This is a genomic window from Brevundimonas sp. Marseille-Q4549, from assembly GCF_976940555.1.
In genome coordinates this window covers 2,750,466-2,770,781 of record NZ_CDRHXG010000001.1, presented here as the reverse complement: position 1 = coordinate 2,770,781, position 20,316 = coordinate 2,750,466, and the positions used below count along the sequence as shown (strand labels likewise).

The window sequence follows — 20,316 nt, the reverse complement described above, 5'->3', positions numbered from 1 at the left end:
AGGAAAGCCCCTATGGAACCGCTGACCCGAACCGAAGCCATCATCGACTTCTGCCTGGCGCCTCTGGCGCTGGATGCAGGCACGGAGGCCGAGCGCGAGGTGCGGCGTCGCCTGACGCACGTCCTTCGCACCTATCAGGCCAAGGTGGCCAATCCCGTGGCGGTCGACTTCTCGTCCATGCCGTCGCAGGTCATCAACGAGGCTGCGCACGGCTACGAATAGGTTGCAGCGCACCGTATGAAAAAGGCCCGCCCCGATCGCTCGGGGCGGGCCTTTGATCGTCCGGTTTTCGCCTGGGCTCAGCCGCCCGCAGGAGCCGGCGTCCGCACGGCGGCCGCGGAGGCGGCGACTGGAGTGGCGACGGGCGTGCCGGTCTCGGTCGGATCGCCCACAGTGATGATGGGGGCGAAGACGGCCTGGGTGGCGCAGCTGGACAGGTCGCGCGCGACATGGCGACCCAGGCAGAACATGTCCTCGTAGCTGGGGCGCGAAGCGGCCAGGCATTGGAACAGCATCAGCTTGGACATGTTCAGGCAGAATTCGCTGTTCGGCTCGGACACCAGGGCGTCGGTGTTGGCCTTGGCCTCGTCGCCGGCCGCGCCCAGGGCGGCCAGCGCGGCGATCGCCAGGGAGCGGACCATGGCGGGGGTATAGGGCGGGGCCTTGCGCGACGGCTCGACCTGAAGGCCCGTGCCCGTATTGGCGGCGGCGAACAGGCGGGCCGATTCCTCGGGCGACGGCAGCATGTCGACCGCCGACAGGGTCTTGGCGCTTTCCAGCCGGACCTCGCGGTGGGGGATGGGCGTGATCGCCCAGCGGCGGCGCGGGTCGGTGCGGCCCTGGACGGTGTAGGCGTCCTGCTCCACCGCGTCGGCGATGGCGCGCATGGCGACCGCGTCCTTGTTGATGGTCGAGGCGATCAGGCCGGCGGCGGCGTCGGCGCCGGGCAGGGTGGCCGCGTAGGCGGGGTCGGCCACGATGCGGGCGACCATCTGCTGGCGCTGGGTCGGATCGACGGCGAACTGGCGCACGCCGGCGACGAATTCGGGCGATTGCAGCGCGATGACCGACCCATAGGCGATCAGGCCGCGCGACAGCTCCAGCGGTTCATAGGACGCGCCCTTGCGGATTTCGGCCTGGATCGATTCGGCGTCGGGGAAGCCGCCGGGCTGAATGGTCTGGGCCTGGCGAAGGAAGGCGACATAGACGGCGGCGGCCTCGGCCACGCTCTGGTTCAGGGTGACGGGCGGCGGGGGCGGCGGAGCCGGCGGCGCGACGCTGGCCGTCTCCGTCTTCGTCGAACAACTGGCGAGCACGACGGCCGCAGCGAGGGCGGCGATCGACAGGCCGCGGGTCATGAAGGCCTTGGGCATAGGGAGCGTCCACAGAACTCTGGCGCCGGGGGAAGCGCGTGTAACTGAAGCCGCTTATAACGCGGGGAAAGTGGTTATCCGATGGTTAATCGAACAGTTTGGAAACCGATTCCTCGTTGGCGATCCGACGGATAGCTTCACCGATAAGCGGAGCCACGGAAACCGTTCGGATTTTCGAGCAGTTCAAAACTTCGTGGGGTTGCTCGATGGAATCGGTGATCACCAGCTCCTTCAACGGGCCGTCGGTGATGCGCTGAACGGCGGGGCCGGACAGGACGCCGTGACTGATGTAGGCCGAAACCTCGGTCGCGCCCTGGTCGATCAGGGCCTTGGCCGCATTGACCAGGGTGCCGCCCGAATCGACGATGTCGTCGAACAGAATGCAGCGGCGGCCTTCCACGTCGCCGATGATGTTCATGACCTCGCTCTCGCCGGCCTTGGGGCGGCGCTTGTCGACGATGGCCAGATCGGCGTCCAGCCGCTTGGCCAACGAGCGGGCGCGCACCACGCCGCCGACGTCGGGCGAGACGATCATCAGGTCGTCGCCGCGCGGATAGTTTTCCTTGATATCCTGGGCGAGGACCGGCGTGGCGACCAGATTGTCGGTCGGGATATCGAAGAAGCCTTGGATCTGGCCCGCGTGCAGATCCATGGTCAGGACCCGGTCGGCGCCGGCGCGGGTGATCAGATTGGCGACGAGCTTGGCCGAGATCGGCGTGCGGCCGCCGGTCTTCCGGTCCTGACGGGCATAGCCGAAATAGGGCATGACGGCGGTGATCCGACGGGCCGAGGCGCGCACCAGCGCGTCCGTCATGATCAGCAGCTCCATCAGATTGTCGTTGGCGGGGTAGGAGGTGGACTGAAGGATGAAGACATCCTCGCCGCGCACATTCTCCTCGATGACGGCGAACACCTCGTTGTCGGCGAACCGCTTGACCTGCGCCTTGGTCAGCGGGGCGTCCAAGTGGTCGGCGATGGCTTGGGAAAGCGCACGGTTGGAGTTGCCAGAGAGCAGCTTCATCGGCCGGTCATCCTTTCGCCGTCATCCGACCCTCATGAACGACAGTCGGTTGGCGCGCTCTTTACCAGCGGAGCCGGGCAGGGCAAGTCGTGCGGCGAGAGATTTCGTCGGCATGGCGCGGCTCGGTCGCGGGTGCTAGAGATCGCCACGTTCGTTTCAGGAGGCTTGGCCGCAGGGTCGGCCTCCGCTCGTCATGGGGTCGTCCTTGCTCGTTTCCAAGTTCCGTTCCGGCCTGGTGCTGTTGGCCGTGGCCTGTGTCGCCATGACGATGTCGGCCTGCGCCGGCAAGACCCGCCCCAAGCTGGCCTATGAGGAACGCCCGGTCGAGGCGCTGTACAACACCGGCTACGAGCGGCTGCAGCAGCGCCGCTGGACCGACGCGGTCGACTACTTCCAGGAGGTGGAACGCCAGCACCCCTATTCCGACTGGGCGCGCCGTTCGATCCTGATGCAGATCTACGCCTACTATCAGAACAACAACTACGCCGAGGCCATCGCGGCGGCGGATCGGTTCATCCAGCTGTTCCCCGGCAATCCGTCGGCGGCCTACGCCTTCTACATGAAGGCGGTCTGCAACTTCGAGCAGATCACCGACGTGGGCCGCGACCAGGGCTACGCCAACGCCGCCCTGTCGGGCCTGCGCGACGTGGCCCGCCGCTATCCCGGCACGCCCTACGCCCAGGACGCGGCGGTCAAGATCGACATGGTCAACGACCAGCTGGCGGGCAAGGAGATGAACGTCGGCCGCTACTATCAGCGCGCCAACCAGCCGCTGGCGGCGCTGAACCGCTACAAGGCCGTCATCGCCAACCCGGACTTCCAGCGCACCTCGCACACGCCCGAGGCCCTGTATCGTCTGGTCGAGGTCAATCTGCAGCTGGGCCTGAAGGAAGAGGCGACCCGCAACGGCGCGGTCCTGGGCTACAACTATCCGGGCAGCCCGTGGTACGCTGAGGCCTACGCCCTGCTGACCGAGAACGGTCACACGCCGGACAAGGCGCCGGAGGGCAAGCGCGAGGGCTGGCTGCACCGGCTGATCCCGGGCTGATCGCCAGATCCAGCCGCCTTATGGATGCGCGTTCGGGCCTTGCGCCGGGACGCGCGTCTGTCGATTCTGCGGTCCCGATTCGTTCCGCCGGCTGCCGACCCCGATGCTGACCGCCCTTTCCATTCGCGACGTCGTCCTGGTGGACGCGCTGGACCTGGAGGTTCAGGACGGCCTGACCGTGCTGACCGGCGAGACGGGCGCTGGCAAGTCGATCATTCTGGATGCGCTGGGCCTGGCCCTGGGCGGACGCGGAGACGCCGGCCTGGTGCGGACGGGCGCCAGACAGGCCGTGGCCACGGCCGTCTTCACCGCCCCGGACGACGCCGACCTGATGGCCCTGATCGCGGACAAGGGGTTCGAGGCTCAGCCGGGCGAGGCGTTGATCCTGCGCCGGGTGCTGGGCGCCGACGGCCGCAGCCGGGCCTATGTCAACGACCAGCCCGCCGGGGTCACGGCCCTGCGAGAGATCGGCGCGGCGCTGGTCGAGGTGCACGGCCAACACGAGACAGTGGGTCTCCTCGACTGGCGCAATCACCGGGGCCTGCTGGACGCCTATGGCGGCGTGCAGCCCCAGCTTCAGGCCGTAGCCGCCGCCGCGACCAGGCTGAAGGCCGCAGAGGCGAAGCTGGCCGAGTTGCAGGCCCAGGCGGCGGATGCGGCCGCGAGGCGCGAGGAAATCGCCCTGAACCTGGCCGAACTGGACGCCCTGGACCCGCGCGCGGACGAGGAGACCGAGCTGGCCGGAGAGCGCGCCGTGCTGGGGGCCGCTGAAAAGGCCATCGCCGACCTGGCCGACGCCCGGACCCAGTTGGGCGGCGACAAGCTGAGCCAAAAGCTGGGCGCGGCCCTGCGCGCCGTCGAACATGCACGCCAGCGGGCGGGCCAGGCCGGGGTGGAGGGGGATCACCCGGTCATCGTGCGGCTGTCGGCGGCCGTGGACGCCATCGACCGGACCCTGGTGGAGGCCGAGGAGGCCATCGCCGCCGTGGACGCCGCCGCCGACGCCTTCGACTACGAGCCCGGACGGTTGGACAAGGCCGAGGAACGGCTGTTCGCCCTGCGCGCCGCCGCGCGCAAGCTGCACGTCACGGTGGACGGCCTGCCGACCCTGCGGCTGCGGTTGCGCGAACAGCTGCGGCTGATCGAAGACGGGGAGGAGGCCCTGACCAACGCCGGGCGCGAGGCGGCCGAGGCGGCGGAAGGCTACGACCTGGCGGCGACCTTCCTGACCTCGGCGCGGGAGGCGGCGGCCGAACGGCTGACCGCCGCCGTCATGGAGGAACTGGGACCGCTGAAGCTGGAGCGGGCGCGGTTCCGCGTGGTGCTGGAGCCGATCGAGGGTCGACGTGGGCCCGAAGGGGTCGAGACGGTTCGGTTCCAGATCGCCACCAACGCCGGGACCGACTTCGGCCCGCTGGACGCCATCGCCTCGGGCGGCGAACTGGCGCGCTTCGCCCTGGCGATGAAGGCGGCTCTGGCCGGGCGCGAGGACATGCTGCAGCCCGTGATGATCTTCGACGAGGTCGATCAAGGCGTCGGCGGCGCCGTGGCCGAGGCGGTGGGGTCGCGGCTGAAAAGGCTGTCGACCGGCGCCCAGGTCCTGGTCGTGACCCACAGCCCCCAGGTGGCGGCGCGCGGCCATGCCCACTGGAAGGTGATGAAGGCCGACAAGGACGGCCTGACCACCACCACGGTCGTCGCCCTGGACGAGGATCGTCGCCGCGAGGAGATCGCCCGGATGCTGTCCGGCGCCGAAATCACCGACGAAGCGCGCGCGGCGGCGCGGGCCCTGATCGGATAGGCCGGGCGGTCTTCGCAAAAACGGAGTCCGAACAGTCCGAACAGTCCGATTGCCGACCAGGCGTGGGCCTGATGGGGATGCCCGCTGTCGTGATTCCGATGGGTCCGAAGAACGAACCCGGAAGCCAGGAAGGCAGATCAGGGTTTGACGCTGCGGATAGCGGCGGGACGGCCCTGGCTTCCGGGTTCTTCGCTGCGCTCAGCTCCGGAATGACGGTTGGGTGGATTCAGGAAAAAACAGAGTCCGAACAGTCCGGACTGTCCGAATTCGCGGAAAGGATGGGATTGTCAAAGACCGGCGGACAGTGTCGCACGGCTTTGAACCAGGGCGTGTCGAAGGCGCAGTCGCGTCTTCAGGTGATTGAAAACGCGACGCCCTTTTCGTGGCGTTGCGCGCCCAGACCGTATCAGACGCCCAGGATCCAGCCTTCTTCCTGTTCGACCTTCTGGATCAGGTCGGGCGCGGCGTCCTTGGGCGGGGCGAAGGCCTTGGCAAGGTCGCCGGCTTCGTCCAGGCGGGCCAGCGCCTCGGCGGTGGTGCGGACCTGGGCCTGGTCCTTGAACTCGCCCGGTTCGGGCTTGGTCGGGAAGAGCGAGGGCCAGACCTCGACCACCAGGGCCGACAGGGGCTCCACGTCGTCAGGCGTCAGTTCGCGCCAGCCCGTGCCGAAGGGCCACACGGCGCCAGACGGACCCAGGCTGTCCAACAGGCGACGGACGGCGGGCACGCCGACCAGGGTCTGGCCGCCCACGGCGCCGGCGCCGTGCATCTGCCACACGCTCTTGGGTTGGAGACGGCCCCTGCGCGCGGCGTCCTCGGTGGCGCGGAACTCGGGGATGTCGGCGCCCGCCCCTGCGGGAGGCTTGGTGGTGGTCAGCCAGCGCTGGGCCTGTTTGGCCGGAGCGCCCCAGAAGGGCCAGGCCTCGTCCGTCATCAGCCGGTTCATCTTGGCCGCCACCTGGTAGCGGTTGTTGGTGTTGTCGGCCTTGTCCACGATGTTGGAGGCGATGAATTTCCACATCGCCTGCCACGGGGTTCCGTCCAGCCCCAGGCGCGCGGCCGTGCCGGCCGGATAGCCGAAGTTGAAGTCCAGCCCCACCAGGACCCGGTCGCCGCGCTTTCTGTGGTCGGCCAGAATGGAGGCCAGCAGAGCCTCGCCCTCGGCCCGCGTGGCGACGTTGTGCGTCTCGGCATAGAGGCGGAAACGCACGTCGCGCTTGGCCACGCCGATCCACAGCGAGGTGTCGCCCAGTTTCCTGGTCTCGGCGGCGGTCCAGTCGGCTACGACATAGGCGTCGAAAAGGCGGGCCAAGGCGGCCTCCCTGAATAAAGGCTGGTCTGTAGAATGAGCGGGCGCTTCTAACGCTCCCGCGCGCGGAGCGCAAAGGGCGTTCGGCCGCATTCAGCCCTTCAGCAGGGCCTCCAGATGCGACAGCCAGCGACGGCCCAGGCGCAGGGCCTCGCCGGGAGAGCCGGTCTGGGCGGGCAAGGCGGCGTCCCACAGGGCCATTTCGAACTCGGGATGGCGAGCGTCGGCGAACATGAGGCGCAGCACGACCTGTTCGGCGTCGGGGGCCATGACGTCCAGCGACTTGCGCGCCTCGCCCCGCCGGATGCGGGCCACGACGTGGCCGTCGACGATGATCTCGCCGCCCTCGACCTCTTCGAAGGCGTAGGCCAGGCCGTGGGCGCCGTTGGCCCACAGCACGACCACCTGTTCGACGTCGAAGTTCAGGGCGCAGGCGCGGCCCTCGCCTGGCGACAGGGCCTCGACCTCGGGCGGTGCGCCCAGGGCCTTCAACATGGCGCGACGCAGGCGGCGTTGCGGCTCCATCCACCAGGACAGGGCCAGCGCCAGGGTCGTCAGCACGGCGGCCGCCAGGGCGATCAGCAGAACCACCCGCAAGGCGTCGGCCATCGGCGTCAGGCCTCCGCGTCCGGCGACAGGTCCAGGTCGATCACCACCGGGACGTGGTCGCTGGGCTTGTCCATGTCGCGGGCCTCGCGGTGGGTCTCGATCCCCCGGAAACGGTCGGCGGCCTGAGGCGACAGCAGGGCGAAGTCGATGCGGATGCCGTTGTTCCGCTGCCAGGCGCCGGCCTGATAGTCCCAGAAGGTGTAGGTTCCGGCCGGTTCACCGCCGATCTCGTGCGCGTCGGCCAGGCCCAGGTTCTTCAGGGCGCGCAAGGCGCGGCGGCTCTCGGGTTGGAACAGGGCGTCGCCGGTCCAGTCGGCGGGGTTCCTGGCGTCCTCGGCCTCGGGGATGACGTTGTAGTCGCCGCACAGGGCCAGCGGCTCCTCGAACTTCAGCAGGTCCTGGGCGTGACGGTTCAGGCGGTCGAACCACGCCAGCTTGTAGGCGAACTTCTCGGTCCCGATCGGATTGCCGTTCGGCAGATAGATCGCCGCGACACGGACGGGGCGGGGCGCTTCGACCACAGCCTCCAGATAGCGGGCCTGATCGTCCGCATCGTCGCCCGGCAGGCCGCGCCGGACGTCGGACAGCGGGTGTTTCGACAGCAGGGCGACGCCGTTATAGGTCTTTTGCCCGTGGGTCTCGACATTGTAGCCTAGGCTCTCGAACGCCTCGCGCGGGAATTTCTCGTCCACGCATTTGATTTCCTGGAAACAGGCGACGTCGGGGGCGGCCTGCTCCAGCCACGCCAGGACGGTGGGCAGGCGGGCGTTGACGGAGTTCACGTTCCAGGTGGCGATGCGCATGACGGCGACGCTAGGCTGCGTCTGCGCTTCGGAAAAGAGCGGTCGAAAAGAAAAGGGCCGCCGGATCTCTCCGACGGCCCTTTCGGCTTTGGATGGACGGGCCCCTAGAGGCGGCCGCCCGAGGCCGGCGCGGGCGCGGCGGCCGGGGCCGGCGTCAGCTTGCAGCCGCCGCCGATCTGCTGGGCGGTGGCGCAGGGATAGATCTGCTGGACGGCGTTCTGGTCGTTGAGGCGGGCGATGACGCCGTCGGCGCCGTCGCACTTGGCTTCGTAGAAGACGCCGTTGGCGTTGCGACCCATCAGACGCGCCTCGGTCACATTGCACGAAGCGGCGGGCGAACCGGCCAGCCATGTCTTTACCGAGGCGGCGATTTCGCCCGTGGTCGTGAACCGGCAAGTTCCACTCTCGGCGACCACCTGAATGCAGGCGGTCTTGGTCCAGGCGTTGTTGATCTTCTTGATCCAGTAACCCTGGTCCCCGGAACAGCCGACCTCGTAGACCACAGCGTCGTCATTGGACTTGCCCACTACCGCGACCTGGTCGACCGTGCAGGGCACGCCGGCCTGCTGGGCGTATTCGCGCAGGAATTTCTGGGTGTCCTGGTTCGCGGGGATCGTGCATTGCGGGCCGACGGCGGCCTCCGGGTTCGCCGCGCGGGCGGTCGTCGCCGTATGGGCCAGAAGCACGCAATCCGTCGCCACCGGGGGCGTCTTCGTCTCGATCAGATAGCCGGGGCCCGCTGCACAGGCCACTTCGTAGATGGAGGTCTTCTCGGCGGTCGTGCCAAGCAGCTTGGCCTCGGAGACCTGGCAGCCCGTCTGGGCCAGGGTGGCCTGTTCCTGCGCGGCGGCGGTGATCTGTTCCGGAGTCATCTGCGGGGCTCTGTCGCGGCTACGGCCCATGCGGGCGTTGCCAGAGCCGCGAGTGGCGTTTTCCCGAGGATCGTCCGGGCGGGTCTGAGCGGCGGCCGGAACGACCGTTGCGACGCCGATGGCGAGAACCGCAAGGGTGACGGCGGCGATGGAGAGCTTCATGAACAACACCTCGAGGACTGTGTCTGCGTATGAGATCGTGTGGCGCTCCAAGATGGCCGGGTCAAGGCATGGCTGGACGTGGAGGCTTGATACGGCCTAGAGTTCGTCCGTTGTTATTGGAGACGGACTTGGCCGACGGCGCGACGCAGACCACGAAGGATGGGCGGGGCCTGACCTATCCGGGGCCGGCGGTTCCGGCCCCCGGCGAGGCTGTGGAGGTGGCGCGGGGCGTGTTGTGGCTGCGGTTCGCCCTGCCGTTTCAACTGGATCATGTGAACGCCTACGCCCTGGCCGACGGGGACGGCTGGACCGTGGTCGATACGGGGCTGAGGACGCGCGAGGCGACGGCGGCCTGGGAGGCGGCGCTGGAGGGGCCGCTGGGCGGGCGGCCGGTGCGACGGGTGATCTGCACCCACATGCATCCAGATCACATCGGCCTGGCGGGCTGGCTGTGCGAGCGGTCGGGCGCGCCCCTGTCGATGTCGCGGCTGGAATATGTGACGGCGCGGATGCTGATGGCCGAAGAGGCGGGCGACGCCCCGGCGGACGGCGAGGTCTTCTATCGCGCGGCGGGCTGGAGCGAGGCGCAGATCGCGCGCTGGCGCGACGACTACGGCGGGTTCGGCAAGGGGGTGGCCCCCATGCCCCGCAGCTATCGCCGGCTGTCCGAAGGCGAGGTGGTGCGGATCGGCGAGGACGACTGGACCGTGGTGGTCGGATCGGGCCACAGCCCCGAGCATGTCTGCCTGTGGCAGCGCTCTGACGGGGTCTTCCTGTCGGGGGATCAGATCCTGCCGCGTATCTCCTCCAATGTGTCGGTGTGGTCGACGGAGCCGGAGGCCGATCCCCTGGGCGACTGGATGGCGTCGCTGGACCGGCTGGCGGGCCTGCTGCCGGCCGAGACCTATGTGCTGCCGGCGCATGGAGAGCCGTTCACGGGCGTGCAGGCGCGGCTGGAGGCGCTGAAGCGCGGACACGAGGTCGCGCTGAAACGGCTTGAGCGGACGTTGCGTCAACCGTCTAGGGTGATCGACGGCTTCCCCGCCGTCTTCGGTCGGGCGGTTGGGGACGGGGCGCTGGGCATGGCCACGGGCGAGGCCCAGGCGCACCTGAACTATCTGGAGAAACGCGGCCGTGCGACGCGGACGCGGGATGAGAACGGCGTCGATTGGTGGAGCGCCGTCGCACAGGACGAGGAAACGACGTGAGCGAACATATCCGCAGCGAACTGGCCGACGGCGTCCTGACCGTCACCCTGGATCGGGCCGACAAGAAGAACGCCATCACCCAGGCCATGTATGCGGCCCTGGCCGAGGCGACCGAGCGGGCGCGCACCGACGATGCGGTGCGGGTGCTGCTGCTGCGCGGCGAGGGCGACAGTTTCTCGGCCGGCAACGACATTCAGGACTTCATTTCGCTGGGGTCGCAGAGCGCGGGGCCGGGCGACATGCCGGTGTTCTGGTTCCTCAAGGCGCTGGCCGACCTGGACAAGCCGGCGGTGGCGGCGGTGAAGGGGCGGGCCGTGGGCATCGGCCTGACCATGCTGCTGCACTGCGACCTTGTGGTGGTGGCCGAGGACGCCCTGCTGTCCGTGCCTTTCGTCAATCTGGCCCTGGCGCCCGAGGCGGCGTCCAGCCTGCTGCTGCCGGCGACCATCGGTCATCAGCGGGCGTTCGAACTGTTCGCCCTGGGCGAGCCGCTGGACGGCCGCACGGCCCTGGCCTGGGGGCTGGCGAACCGGGCGGTTCCGGCCGACCAGGTCGAGACGACGGCGGCGGAACTGGCGGCCAAGGTGGCGGCGCGGGCCCCGAATTCGATCCGCAAGACCAAGCGGCTGATGCGCGACGCCGAGGGGCTGTGGGCCCTGATGCAGCGCGAGGGCGAGGCCTTCGGATCGCAGATGAGCAGTCCCGAGGCGATGGAGGCCTTCATGGCCTTCAGCCAGAAGCGGGCGCCGGACTTTTCCAAGGCGGGCTGAGCCGCTTCATCCGACCTTGACTTGAATTCGCATCCCGGTTGGGTCTAGTGCGCGCGCCTTCCCGGAGCGCCGATGTCGCACGCCCTTGCCCTGACCACGGCCGATCGCCGGATCGACGCCGAGACCCCGGCCGACGCCGCCGGCGTGGCCGCCCTGGTCGCCGCAGCCTTCGGGCCGGGCCGGTTCGCCAAGACGGCCGAGCGGCTGCGCGAAGGGTCGAACTGGCGCGTCGGCTTTGTGGCGCGCGACGAGGCGGCGGTGATCGGCTCGGTGCGGCTGTGGCCCATCCGGGTCGGAGAGACGCCGGCCCTGTTCCTGGGGCCTATCGCCGTGGACGCCACGCGACGCAGCGGCGGACTGGGCGCCGAACTGGTCGAGGCCTGCCTGGAGCGGGCGAGGACGCTGGATGTCGGCGGCGTGCTGCTGGTCGGGGACGCCGCCTATTTCGAACGATTCGGCTTTCGCCCCGCGCCGGAAGCGGTCCTGCCCGGACCGGTGGCTCGTCGTCGGGTGATGTGGCTGGCCACGCGCGACGCCGAGGCGAGAGGACCTGTGCGGATCGACCGCTGACGGATTTGCGCTGGATCAAGGCGCGGCCGATCAGGTGCGCGCATGCCCCGCACGACGCCGGATATCGGCCGCATGAGGCGGCCTGGACGTCGGGGATACTGCAAGTGAACGCCTTCAAGACCCTTATGCTGGCCGCCGCTGCGGCCGTGCTGGCCACGCCGGCCCTGGCCCAGAGCGACAAGGCCTGGACCGCCCCGCGCGCCGGCGACTGGATCGTGACCGGACGGGCGACGGACGTCTTCTCTCAGGCCGACGACGCCATCAAGACCGCCGCCGCCGCCGACACCGGCCTGCATGTCGATGTGGGCGACAGCGTGATGCCGACGCTGGGCTTCACCTATTTCCTGACCGACCATCTGGCGGTCGAGGCGATCCTGGGCGCGACCAAGCACGAGATTCGCGCCCAGGGCGGGACGACCGATGTGGCGGTGCACGAGACCTGGGTCCTGCCGCCGGTCGTGACCCTGCAGTACCGACCGCTGACCGAGGGACGGTTCAGCCCCTATGTCGGCGCCGGGGTGAACTACATGGTCTTCTTCGACGGCAAGGATCAGAACAATTTCAAGGTGAAGCTGGACGACGGCTTCGGCTACGCCCTGCAGGCCGGGGCTGACCTAGGGCTGAAAGGGCCGTGGAGCCTGAACGTCGATGTCAAGAAGGTGTGGTTCAAGACCGACGCCGACATCAACGACGGCGCCATGAACAGCGACGTGCACCTGGACCCCTGGGTCGTGTCGGTGGGCGTGGGCCGCAAGTTCTGACGATGACGCCGTAAGGGCGACGACGGCGCGCGGGGTGACGAACCGGCCCCGCGCGCCTAAGTCTTCGTCCATGACGGATCAGACTTCGAACGGCGGATTGTCGGCGGTGGCCAAGGCCGCGAACCAGGCGGCGATACAGGCGCCGGGGCGCGGCCTGCCGCCCGTGCATCTGTGGAATCCCGAACACTGCGGCGACATCGACATCGTGATCCGCCGCGACGGGGTGTGGATGCACGAAGGATCGCCCATCGGCCGCAAGGAACTGGTGCGGCTGTTCTCGACCGTCCTGAGGAAGGACCCGGACGGCTATCATCTGGTCACGCCGGTCGAGAAGCTGAAGATCGCGGTCGAAGACCTGCCCTTCCGGGCCGTGGCGGTCGAGCGGGACGGCGACGACCTGGTGTTCACCACCGATGTCGGGGATGTGGCTCGGGCCGGGGCGGACGATCCCATCGTGGTCGAGACCGATCCCGAGACGGGCGAGCCGGCGCCGCGCGTCCATGTGCGGCGCGGCCTGTGGGCGCGGATCGCGCGGCCGGTCTTTTACGAACTGGTCGAGATGGCCGAGGCGGAGAACGGGCGGATGGTTGTCCGTTCGGGCGGCGAGACCTTTTCCCTGGGCGCGGTCGCATGAGCCTGGAGACGTTGAAGACGCGGCTGGCGGAACGGCTGGAGCCGGTGGACGGCTGGCGGCCCGATCTGACGGCCCACCGATCGGACTTCGACCTGAACCCCAAGGCCGCGCGCACGGTCAAGGACCTGCGGCCGGCGGCGGTCCTGATTCCCGTGATCGCGCGGCCCGAGGGGGCGACGGTGCTGCTGACCCGGCGGGCCGACACCCTGGCGCGGCACACGGGCCAGATCGCCTTTCCGGGCGGGCGGCTGGACCCCGGCGAGACGGCGGTTCAGGCGGCCCTGCGCGAAGCGGACGAGGAGGTGGCGCTGGAGCCGAACGCGGTCGAGGTGCTGGGTCTTTCCGACGCCTATGAGACGGGGACGGGGTTTCTGGTCACGCCGGTGATCGGCTGGCTCGACCGCCCGCCCGTGACCACGCCCTCGCCCGACGAGGTGGCCGAGGTGTTCGAGACGCCTTGGGAATTCCTGATGGATGCGGCCAACCACCGACGTGATTTCTACGATCTGGACGAGGGGCTGCGGCGGTGGTTCTGGGCCATGCCATGGGGCGAACGCTACATCTGGGGCGTGACGGCGGGCATTCTGAAAGGCCTGCATGCGCGGCTGTACGGCGACGAGGCGCAGGCGGTCGCGGCGGCGGACGAGGACGCGGCGTGAGCGTCTCCATGGCCGGACAGCCCTGGTTGGAGGCGACGGCGACCCAGGCGGTGATGACGGCGCTGGAGGCGGCCGGGGGCGAAGGGTGCGCGCGCTTCGTCGGCGGCTGCGTACGCAACAGCCTGCTGGACCAGCCGGTCGACGACATCGACATCGCCACCCGGCTGACGCCCGACCAGACGATACGGGCGCTGGAGGCGGCGGGGCTGAAGGCCGTGCCGACCGGGGTCGAGCACGGCACGGTGACGGGCGTGTCGGATCGACGCCCCTATGAGATCACCACCCTGAGACGGGACGTGGAGACCGACGGTCGGCGCGCGGTGGTGGCCTTCACCCAGGACTGGGCCGAGGATGCGGCGCGACGGGATTTTCGCCTGAACGCCCTCTACGCCGACCGGGCCGGGACGGTGTACGATCCGACCGGCGGCGGGCTGGAGGACGTGGCGGCCGGGCGGATCGTCTTCGTGGGCGAGGCCGAGACGCGCATCCGCGAGGACTATCTGCGGATACTGCGCTTCTTTCGATTCTACGCCTGGTACGGGCGCGGGGCGCCGGACGCGGTGGGGCTGACGGCGTGCGCGGCGCTGAAGGACGGCATGGCGCGCCTGTCGGCAGAACGGGTGTCCAAGGAGTTGCTGAAACTGCTGGCGGCCCCCGATCCGCGACCGGCGGTGGCGGCGATGGCCGAGACCGGCGTGCTGGCGCAGGTGTTGCCCGAGGTTCAGCCGCTGAATCTGTTCGAGGGGATGTGCGGCGTCAGCGACGATCCGGTGATGCGGTTGTCGGCCCTGGCGCCCGCCGATGCGGCGACGGTGACGCGGATCGCGGGGAGCCTGAGGCTGTCGAACGCCGTGCGGGATCGGCTGGCGGCGGCGGTGGCCGAGGGAGCGACGGTTTCGACTGGACTGACGGACGCCCAGGCGCGGGCGGCGCTGTATCGGCTGGGCCGGCGGGCGTTTCAGGATCGGCTGGCGCGGGCCGAGGCGACGCAAGGGCGCAGCGCGCGGCTGCGGGATATGGCCCAGACCTGGACGGCGCCGGCCCTGCCGGTCGGCGGGCGGGACCTGGCGCGGCTGGGCCTGAAGCCGGGACCGGAGACGGGGCGGGTGCTGAAGGCGTTCGAGGACGGTTGGATCGCCGACGACTTTCCCGTGGACGGGCACGAGGACCGGCTGAAACGCCTTATTGCGCCGCGCGGGTGAACTGGGTCACGACCGGGCGGTGATCCGAGCCGGTGGGTTCGCCCAGGCGGCGCGACACCAGGGCCAGGTCCGGCGAATGATAGACCTGGTCGATGGTGATGCCGGCGAAGGCGGGCAGGCGCGTCGGCCAGGTGCCGGGCCAGGCCGGGGCGGCGACCAGATTCATGTCGGCCTGGACCTGGCGGCCGATGCGGGCGCTGGAGACGCTGTTGAAATCGCCGGCGGCGATGACCGGATGGACGGGAGCCTCCAACCGGCGCTGGGTCAGGGCCATGACCTGGGTGATCTGACCCCACTGATACTGATACGGCCAGGGCCGGGTCAGGTGGACGGCGAAGACGTCCAGCGGCCCAAGCGGCGTCTGGATCACCGCGCCCGCGGCGCTGAGACCGTCGGGCGGCGAGGGCAGGGTCCGGACGATGGGATAGCGCGAGGCCACGATAGAGCGGGCGTCGCGGCCGCGATCCGGCTGGTGCAGATCGGTGCGGTAAGGGTAGCCGGCCAGGATCGTGTCGGCCCGGGCGGTGGCGACAGCCCCCATCTCCACCAGCATGACGATGTCGGGATCGGCGGCGGCGATGGAGCGGCGCATGGCCTGAACATCGGCGTTATAGACCCACAGATTGGCCGAATAGACGCGCACGACCGGCTGACCCGGCAGAGGCGCGGGCGCGCGGGGGGGGAACCATTGGGGCCAGACCGCGAGCAGAAGAAGGCCGCAGGTCACAACGCCGGTTCCGGCCGCCGGCCACAGGCGCAGCAGCAGACAGATCAGGGTGACGCCGACCGCCGCCGTCAGGGCCGGGGCGGTGAACTGGGCCAGGATGTCCACCCAGCGATGGCCGACGCCGCTGAGGGCCGTCGCGGCGATGGTCGCCAGGCCGAGAAGGGTCAGGCCGGCCGCCAGATTGGCCGCCGTCTTCAGCAGGGACATGAACGGTCCTTTGAGGGTGAACATCAACGCCACAGGCGCGTTAAGCGTGACCATTGGAGCGCGACATGGCCAAACGGTCCATCCGGGATATCGAGAAGATCTGGTCCAATGTCGAGGGCGTCAAGAAGCTGTCGGACCGGGTGATCGGCTTCGGGCCGTTCGGCCTGGGTCTGGACGCCCTGCTGACGTGGATCCCGGTGGTGGGCACCGTCTATACGGTCGGGACCGGCGGCTGGCTGATCCTGCAGGGGATAAGGGCGAAGGCGACGCCGGCGACCCTGGCGCGGATGGCGGCCTATATGGCGGTGGACACGGCGACGGGGTCCGTGCCGATCGCGGGCGACGTGGTGGACACCTTCTTTCCCGGCCAGCTGATGGCGGCCGGCGCCTTGCAGAAACACATCGAGGCCACTCACTGGGTCGAGGACAGCGAGGCGGCGGCGCGCGCCAGCGGCGACCACGAGCGCCATCTGGAGACTGTGAAGAACGACCGGAAGCTGAAGCGCATCGTCTATCTGCACGACTGATATGCGCGCAGGACAGAGCCTGCGCGCCGAGTTCGGGAAAATGAAGCCAGCGAAAACAGCGGCTTGGTTTTCGCTTGGCCCGATCCGCCAGCCCTGGTCGCGGGGCGTTCCAGACTGATCTCCATCAACGACGGAGATCCCATGAGCGACGATTTCAGCGCGCGTCTGGCCCTGCCCTATCTGGCGGCGGGGCAGATGCAGAAACACGTGACCCTGAACGCGGCCCTGACGCGGCTGGACGCCCTGTTGCAGACCCTGGCGGTCAGCCGGACGATCACGGCGCAGCCCGAAGGTCCGGCGGACGGCGCCCTCTACATTCTGCCCGAGGGCGCGACGGGAAGCGCCTGGAGCGGACGCCCGGCCGGGACGCTGATGCGGTTCGAGGCGGGCGGTTGGGCCGTCGTGCCGACGCCGGACGGCCTGATCGCCATGGTGGCCGACGCGGGCGAGGCGGTGGTGCGCGTGGGCGGCGACTGGCGGCCGCTGGGCGAACGGCTGGGCGTGGCGCAGGACCTGACGCGGCTGGGCGTCGGCACGACGGCGGACGCGGCCAATCCGGTGGCGATGAAGGTCAACGCCGCCCTGATCACCGCGCGCGGGACAGGCGAGGGCGGCGACGGCGATCTGCGGATCAAGGTCAACAAGGAGGCGGCGGACGACGTGCTGTCGCTGCTGTTCCAGAGCGGCTGGGGCGGCCGGGCGGAACTGGGCCTGATCGGCGACGACGATCTGAGCCTGAAGGTCAGCCCGGACGGCGGGACCTGGCGGCGCGCCTTTGCGGTGGATCGGGCGACGGGGCGTGTGGCCTTCGACCAGGGCGCGACGCGGCTGGAGACGACGGTGTTCACCGGCACCGGCGTCTATTCGCCCCCGGCCTGGGCGCGGTGGATCGAGGCGGTCTGCGTCGGCGGCGGCGGAGGCGGCGGGGCAGGCCAGTCGGGCGCGGCCGGGACCGCGCGCCTGGGCGGCGCGGGAGGCGGAGCCGGCGGACGCAGCGAGGGGCGGTGGGCGCGCGCGGCCCTGACTGGAGATTTGACCGTCACGCCGGGCGGCGGCGGTGCGGGCGGGTCCGGTTCGGGCGCGAACGGCCAGGGCGGCGGCGAGACGACAGTGGTTCTGGCGGGGCAGACCCTGTTGCGCGCGACGGGCGGTGCAGGGGGAACGGGGGGAGCACGACGGCGAGCCTGGGCGGCCTGGGGCGGCTGGCCGCGAACGGCGGAGGCGGATCTTCGACCGGCGGGGCGGCCGCGGACGGTGAGGAGCGGCGCGATCCCTTCGGTCCGGGCGGAGGCGGCGGCGGCGGCGGCCTGGATGCGTCCAACGCCGCGCGCGCTAAGCGGCAAGGGCGGAAGCGGGGGCCTGACCAGCGGCGCGACGAGCGGCGGCGCGGCGGGCGCGGCCGGTCAGGCGGCTTCCAACCCCGATCTGTCGCCCAGCGGCGGGGGCGGCGGCGGTGGAAACGCCTCGGCCGCCGGAGCCGGACAGGCGGGCGGCGCGGGCGGGGCCTTCGGCGCGGGCGGCGGCGGCGGCGGGGCAGGGCAGACGGGCGCAGGCGTCGGCGGCCAGGGGGCGCGGGTCTGGTCCGCGTCACGGCGGTCGGATGAGCCCGTTCGATCCGATGGAGCCGGTCGAGGGGCTGGACGCCGAGGCATGGGAGACGCCCGACAGTCTGAGTGCGGGCGAATGGCGGATGGAGAGCGGGATGGACGGCCTGTGCGGCCGCCGTTTCGCCGAAGGGGAGGACGAGGAATGAGGGCGAGCAGGCGGATGACGGGACAGCCGCTGGCCGAGGGGCGATGGCTGTGGCGCAGGCTTTACGTCTTTCTGGTCAGCGCGGGGCTGTGGCTGCTGCTGCTGCGATCACTGGGGCGGATGCCGCCCGACAGGCTGCTCCATGCGGCGGACGGGCTGATGGGGCTGCTGGCCCTGACGCTGGTGCTCTATCTGATGGCGCCGACGGCGCAGCAACTGGCGGCCATGATCGCGGAGCTTAAGCTGCGTCTGGCGGGGGGGCGGCCATGAGCTTTCGCCTGTCGGCGCGGTCCCGCGCGCGGCTGAGCGGGGTGCATCCGGCCCTGATCGCCGCGGTCGAGCGCGCCATCGCCCGGACGTCGGTCGATTTCATGATCGTCGAGGGGTTGAGGACGCCCGAACGCCAAGCGGTCCTGGTCAGGGCCGGAGCCAGCCGGACCCTGAAATCGCGGCACCTGACCGGGCACGCGGTCGATGTGGCGGCGCTGGTCGACGGGCAGGTTCGGTGGGACTGGCCGCTGTATGGCCGGATCGCCGAGGCCTTCAAGACGGCGGCCCTGGAGCTGAAGGTTCCCATCGTCTGGGGCGGCGACTGGCGCACCCTGAGGGACGGGCCCCATTTCGAACTGGATCGGGGGGCGTTCCCATGAAGAGTCTCGCACCGCTGGGATGGGCGGTCGTGCTGGGCGTCGGCCTGGTGTTGATGCTGGCGGCCCTGGCCGGGCTGGGAGTCCACTGGGATCCGCTGGGGCTGGAGCGGCGGCGGTCGCAGGCGGCCCAGGCCCGCGCCGCCATCGCCGAGACCGAACGCCGGGCCCGAGGCCTGGAGGCCGAAGGGGCGGCCGCGCAGATGCGCCGACTGGAGGACCATCAACGACAACGCACGGCATCGGAGCGGGCGACCGCCGCCGCCGTGGAACAGGCGAGGAGCGCCGATGACGCCGACATCCCTCTTGAAAGCCGCAGGGCCGATCGCCTGCGCGACCATGATCGCGAGCTGCGCCGTCTCGCGCCCGACCTTGGCGGTTACGCCGCCACGGCTGACCCTGCCCGAGGCGGCGACGCGGCCGTGCGACCTGGCGACCCTGCCGGCTGAGCCGACGGCCGGCGATCTGGATGTCGCCTATATGCGGCGGGGCGCCCAGATCGCGGCCTGCGACGGCGCGCGGCGGCTGGCGGTCGAGACGCTGCTGGCGGAGCGGGCGATGCAGGACGCCTGGATCAAGGCCGGCGCCCGGCCCCGGTGAAGGGGGCAGAAACGACTCGGCAATATCTGCCGCATGTGACCGGATTTTGCCGGGTCGGTTCGTCTACCGTCGGAATAAGTACATAAAAATCAACGTTGAAATATGTCGGACGGGCCGTTCCGAACTGGCCCCGACCTTGCTCCTGAAGAGCCCGAGCAAAAGGCTCCTGGCGCTAAAATGGCGCCGGACATCACACGAAGTGAAAAAGGACAGCCAAAATGGCTAACAGCATCAATACGAACTACGGCGCCGCCATCGCGCTGCAAAACCTCAATGCGACCAACGATCAGCTGGCTCGCACGCAGAACCGTGTCAACACGGGCCTGAAAGTCGCCACCGCCAAGGATAACGGCGCGATCTACGCCATCGCGACGACCCAGCGCGCCAATATGGGCGCCATGGACGCGGTCAAGAATTCGCTGCAACGCGGCCAATCCATCGTCGACGTGGCCCTGGCCGCCGGCGACACCGTCACCGCTGCTCTGGAAGAGATGAAGCAGCTGGCGGTCAACATCCAGTCGTCCGTCGCCGGCTCCGACGCCGAGACCGCCTACCTGGCCGACTTCAACGCCCTGGGCAAGGAAATCGACGCCGCGCTGAAGGGCGCCAGCTTCGACGGCGTCAACCTGTGGAACACGACCACGGCGACCAATGTCACGACCAATCTGAGCGGCGGCAGCTATCAGATCGGCTTCGGCACGACCGACAAGGCCGCCGCCGCCGCCGTCACCGCCGTTTCGGCCGGCACGGCCGCGCGTGCGGGCGCCACGACAACCATCGTCGACGCCGCGATCAAGGAAATCACGTCCGATCTGGCGACCCTGGGCACCCAGTCCAAGTCGGTGGGCCGCCAGCTGACCTTCGTGGGCAAGCTGCAGGACGCCACGGAAGCCGGAATCGGCAATCTGGTGGACGCCGACCTGGCCAAGGAAAGCGCCAAGCTGACCGCGCTGCAGACCAAGCAACAGCTGGGCGTCCAGGCGCTGTCGATCGCCAACTCCTCCAGCCAGATCCTGTTGAGCCTGTTCCGCAACTAAGCGGAGCTCGATCCTCC

Annotated in this window: 22 protein-coding genes; 15 read left to right on the top strand and 7 right to left on the bottom strand. The window is 69.8% G+C overall.

What is annotated here, in order from left to right:
* Nucleotides 1–12: 12 nt before the first annotated feature.
* On the top strand, nt 13–222 hold the full coding sequence (locus ACWPV3_RS13880; protein ID WP_292087513.1) for a hypothetical protein: 210 nt from the start codon (nt 13–15) through the stop codon (nt 220–222).
* 77 nt (nt 223–299) lie between these two features.
* Here the strand turns inward: ACWPV3_RS13880 and ACWPV3_RS13875 are convergent, their stop codons facing one another.
* The gene (locus ACWPV3_RS13875; RefSeq protein WP_292087515.1) at nt 300–1,373 is read right to left on the bottom strand and encodes a hypothetical protein; all 1,074 of its coding nucleotides are present in this window, start codon (nt 1,371–1,373) and stop codon (nt 300–302) included.
* A gap of 85 nt (nt 1,374–1,458) precedes the next feature.
* Nucleotides 1,459–2,394 carry a ribose-phosphate pyrophosphokinase gene (locus ACWPV3_RS13870; RefSeq protein WP_292087516.1) on the bottom strand — a complete coding sequence of 312 codons (936 nt, stop codon included), beginning with the start codon at nt 2,392–2,394 and terminating at the stop codon, nt 1,459–1,461.
* A gap of 193 nt (nt 2,395–2,587) precedes the next feature.
* Here ACWPV3_RS13870 and ACWPV3_RS13865 point away from each other — a divergent pair, with 193 nt between their 5' ends.
* Together ACWPV3_RS13865 and recN are read left to right on the top strand one after the other, a co-directional pair.
* On the top strand, nt 2,588–3,442 hold the full coding sequence (locus ACWPV3_RS13865) for an outer membrane protein assembly factor BamD (RefSeq protein ID WP_453978234.1): 855 nt from the start codon (nt 2,588–2,590) through the stop codon (nt 3,440–3,442).
* A gap of 103 nt (nt 3,443–3,545) precedes the next feature.
* On the top strand, nt 3,546–5,243 hold the full coding sequence (gene recN, locus ACWPV3_RS13860) for a DNA repair protein RecN (RefSeq protein ID WP_453978233.1): 1,698 nt from the start codon (nt 3,546–3,548) through the stop codon (nt 5,241–5,243).
* Nucleotides 5,244–5,649: 406 nt separating this feature from the next.
* Here recN and ACWPV3_RS13855 read toward each other — a convergent pair whose 3' ends face one another.
* From ACWPV3_RS13855 to ACWPV3_RS13840, 4 genes are all read right to left on the bottom strand, one after another.
* On the bottom strand, nt 5,650–6,555 hold the full coding sequence (locus ACWPV3_RS13855) for a cobalamin biosynthesis protein CbiG (RefSeq protein WP_292087521.1): 906 nt from the start codon (nt 6,553–6,555) through the stop codon (nt 5,650–5,652).
* A gap of 90 nt (nt 6,556–6,645) precedes the next feature.
* Nucleotides 6,646–7,161, bottom strand: a complete 516-nt coding sequence (locus tag ACWPV3_RS13850; RefSeq protein WP_292087522.1) for a hypothetical protein — start codon at nt 7,159–7,161, stop codon at nt 6,646–6,648.
* A 5-nt stretch (nt 7,162–7,166) separates the two neighbouring features.
* Complete coding sequence (xth, locus tag ACWPV3_RS13845; RefSeq protein WP_453978232.1) at nt 7,167–7,964, bottom strand: exodeoxyribonuclease III; 798 nt, start codon at nt 7,962–7,964, stop codon at nt 7,167–7,169.
* Nucleotides 7,965–8,068: 104 nt separating this feature from the next.
* On the bottom strand, nt 8,069–8,998 hold the full coding sequence (locus tag ACWPV3_RS13840; RefSeq protein WP_453978231.1) for a hypothetical protein: 930 nt from the start codon (nt 8,996–8,998) through the stop codon (nt 8,069–8,071).
* Between the two features lie 128 nt (nt 8,999–9,126).
* On the opposite strand from ACWPV3_RS13840, the gene ACWPV3_RS13835 reads away from it, so the two are divergent.
* The 7 genes from ACWPV3_RS13835 to ACWPV3_RS13805 all read left to right on the top strand — a co-directional run bounded on the left by ACWPV3_RS13835 (nt 9,127) and on the right by ACWPV3_RS13805 (nt 14,802).
* The gene (locus tag ACWPV3_RS13835) at nt 9,127–10,206 is read left to right on the top strand and encodes an MBL fold metallo-hydrolase (protein ID WP_453978230.1); all 1,080 of its coding nucleotides are present in this window, start codon (nt 9,127–9,129) and stop codon (nt 10,204–10,206) included.
* Nucleotides 10,203–10,976 (top strand): enoyl-CoA hydratase, encoded by a 774-nt coding sequence (locus tag ACWPV3_RS13830; RefSeq protein WP_453978229.1) that lies wholly within the window; start codon nt 10,203–10,205, stop codon nt 10,974–10,976. Before ACWPV3_RS13835 ends, ACWPV3_RS13830 begins: the two co-directional genes overlap by 4 nt.
* A gap of 72 nt (nt 10,977–11,048) precedes the next feature.
* On the top strand, nt 11,049–11,546 hold the full coding sequence (locus tag ACWPV3_RS13825; protein ID WP_453978228.1) for a GNAT family N-acetyltransferase: 498 nt from the start codon (nt 11,049–11,051) through the stop codon (nt 11,544–11,546).
* A gap of 125 nt (nt 11,547–11,671) precedes the next feature.
* On the top strand, nt 11,672–12,307 hold the full coding sequence (locus ACWPV3_RS13820) for an OmpW/AlkL family protein (protein ID WP_453978538.1): 636 nt from the start codon (nt 11,672–11,674) through the stop codon (nt 12,305–12,307).
* A gap of 70 nt (nt 12,308–12,377) precedes the next feature.
* The gene (locus ACWPV3_RS13815; RefSeq protein WP_453978227.1) at nt 12,378–12,941 is read left to right on the top strand and encodes a DUF1285 domain-containing protein; all 564 of its coding nucleotides are present in this window, start codon (nt 12,378–12,380) and stop codon (nt 12,939–12,941) included.
* A complete protein-coding gene (locus ACWPV3_RS13810) occupies nt 12,938–13,600 on the top strand; it encodes a CoA pyrophosphatase (RefSeq protein WP_453978226.1) in 663 nt (220 codons plus the stop codon). Before ACWPV3_RS13815 ends, ACWPV3_RS13810 begins: the two co-directional genes overlap by 4 nt.
* On the top strand, nt 13,597–14,802 hold the full coding sequence (locus ACWPV3_RS13805; protein WP_453978225.1) for a CCA tRNA nucleotidyltransferase: 1,206 nt from the start codon (nt 13,597–13,599) through the stop codon (nt 14,800–14,802). Before ACWPV3_RS13810 ends, ACWPV3_RS13805 begins: the two co-directional genes overlap by 4 nt.
* Here ACWPV3_RS13805 and ACWPV3_RS13800 read toward each other — a convergent pair.
* A complete protein-coding gene (locus ACWPV3_RS13800; RefSeq protein WP_453978224.1) occupies nt 14,783–15,736 on the bottom strand; it encodes an endonuclease/exonuclease/phosphatase family protein in 954 nt (317 codons plus the stop codon). The two genes, ACWPV3_RS13805 and ACWPV3_RS13800, sit on opposite strands and share 20 nt — an antisense overlap.
* A gap of 65 nt (nt 15,737–15,801) precedes the next feature.
* Between ACWPV3_RS13800 and ACWPV3_RS13795 the strand changes: the two genes are divergently transcribed.
* From ACWPV3_RS13795 to ACWPV3_RS13775, 5 genes are all read left to right on the top strand, one after another.
* The gene (locus ACWPV3_RS13795) at nt 15,802–16,263 is read left to right on the top strand and encodes a DUF4112 domain-containing protein (protein WP_292181408.1); all 462 of its coding nucleotides are present in this window, start codon (nt 15,802–15,804) and stop codon (nt 16,261–16,263) included.
* Between the two features lie 141 nt (nt 16,264–16,404).
* Nucleotides 16,405–18,285 (top strand): DUF2793 domain-containing protein, encoded by a 1,881-nt coding sequence (locus tag ACWPV3_RS13790; protein WP_453978223.1) that lies wholly within the window; start codon nt 16,405–16,407, stop codon nt 18,283–18,285.
* The gene (locus tag ACWPV3_RS13785; protein ID WP_453978222.1) at nt 18,282–18,665 is read left to right on the top strand and encodes a M15 family metallopeptidase; all 384 of its coding nucleotides are present in this window, start codon (nt 18,282–18,284) and stop codon (nt 18,663–18,665) included. Before ACWPV3_RS13790 ends, ACWPV3_RS13785 begins: the two co-directional genes overlap by 4 nt.
* A complete protein-coding gene (locus ACWPV3_RS13780; RefSeq protein WP_453978221.1) occupies nt 18,662–19,111 on the top strand; it encodes a hypothetical protein in 450 nt (149 codons plus the stop codon). Before ACWPV3_RS13785 ends, ACWPV3_RS13780 begins: the two co-directional genes overlap by 4 nt.
* 369 nt (nt 19,112–19,480) lie before the next feature.
* Nucleotides 19,481–20,299, top strand: coding sequence for a flagellin (locus ACWPV3_RS13775; protein ID WP_292087551.1), 819 nt, complete (start codon nt 19,481–19,483; stop codon nt 20,297–20,299).
* Nucleotides 20,300–20,316: the final 17 nt, after the last annotated feature.

Bases quoted from the DNA above. Each gene is read 5' to 3' on its own strand.
- ACWPV3_RS13880 (WP_292087513.1), top strand. From the start codon at position 13: ATGGAACCGCTGACCCGAACCGAAGCCATCATCGACTTCTGCCTGGCG.
- ACWPV3_RS13875 (WP_292087515.1), bottom strand. From the start codon at position 1,373: ATGCCCAAGGCCTTCATGACCCGCGGCCTGTCGATCGCCGCCCTCGCT.
- ACWPV3_RS13870 (WP_292087516.1), bottom strand. From the start codon at position 2,394: ATGAAGCTGCTCTCTGGCAACTCCAACCGTGCGCTTTCCCAAGCCATC.
- ACWPV3_RS13865 (WP_453978234.1), top strand. From the start codon at position 2,588: ATGGGGTCGTCCTTGCTCGTTTCCAAGTTCCGTTCCGGCCTGGTGCTG.
- recN (WP_453978233.1), top strand. From the start codon at position 3,546: ATGCTGACCGCCCTTTCCATTCGCGACGTCGTCCTGGTGGACGCGCTG.
- ACWPV3_RS13850 (WP_292087522.1), bottom strand. From the start codon at position 7,161: ATGGCCGACGCCTTGCGGGTGGTTCTGCTGATCGCCCTGGCGGCCGCC.
- xth (WP_453978232.1), bottom strand. From the start codon at position 7,964: ATGCGCATCGCCACCTGGAACGTGAACTCCGTCAACGCCCGCCTGCCC.
- ACWPV3_RS13840 (WP_453978231.1), bottom strand. From the start codon at position 8,998: ATGAAGCTCTCCATCGCCGCCGTCACCCTTGCGGTTCTCGCCATCGGC.
- ACWPV3_RS13825 (WP_453978228.1), top strand. From the start codon at position 11,049: ATGTCGCACGCCCTTGCCCTGACCACGGCCGATCGCCGGATCGACGCC.
- ACWPV3_RS13820 (WP_453978538.1), top strand. From the start codon at position 11,672: ATGCTGGCCGCCGCTGCGGCCGTGCTGGCCACGCCGGCCCTGGCCCAG.
- ACWPV3_RS13815 (WP_453978227.1), top strand. From the start codon at position 12,378: ATGACGGATCAGACTTCGAACGGCGGATTGTCGGCGGTGGCCAAGGCC.
- ACWPV3_RS13810 (WP_453978226.1), top strand. From the start codon at position 12,938: ATGAGCCTGGAGACGTTGAAGACGCGGCTGGCGGAACGGCTGGAGCCG.
- ACWPV3_RS13800 (WP_453978224.1), bottom strand. From the start codon at position 15,736: ATGTCCCTGCTGAAGACGGCGGCCAATCTGGCGGCCGGCCTGACCCTT.
- ACWPV3_RS13795 (WP_292181408.1), top strand. From the start codon at position 15,802: ATGGCCAAACGGTCCATCCGGGATATCGAGAAGATCTGGTCCAATGTC.
- ACWPV3_RS13790 (WP_453978223.1), top strand. From the start codon at position 16,405: ATGAGCGACGATTTCAGCGCGCGTCTGGCCCTGCCCTATCTGGCGGCG.
- ACWPV3_RS13785 (WP_453978222.1), top strand. From the start codon at position 18,282: ATGAGCTTTCGCCTGTCGGCGCGGTCCCGCGCGCGGCTGAGCGGGGTG.
- ACWPV3_RS13780 (WP_453978221.1), top strand. From the start codon at position 18,662: ATGAAGAGTCTCGCACCGCTGGGATGGGCGGTCGTGCTGGGCGTCGGC.
- ACWPV3_RS13775 (WP_292087551.1), top strand. From the start codon at position 19,481: ATGGCTAACAGCATCAATACGAACTACGGCGCCGCCATCGCGCTGCAA.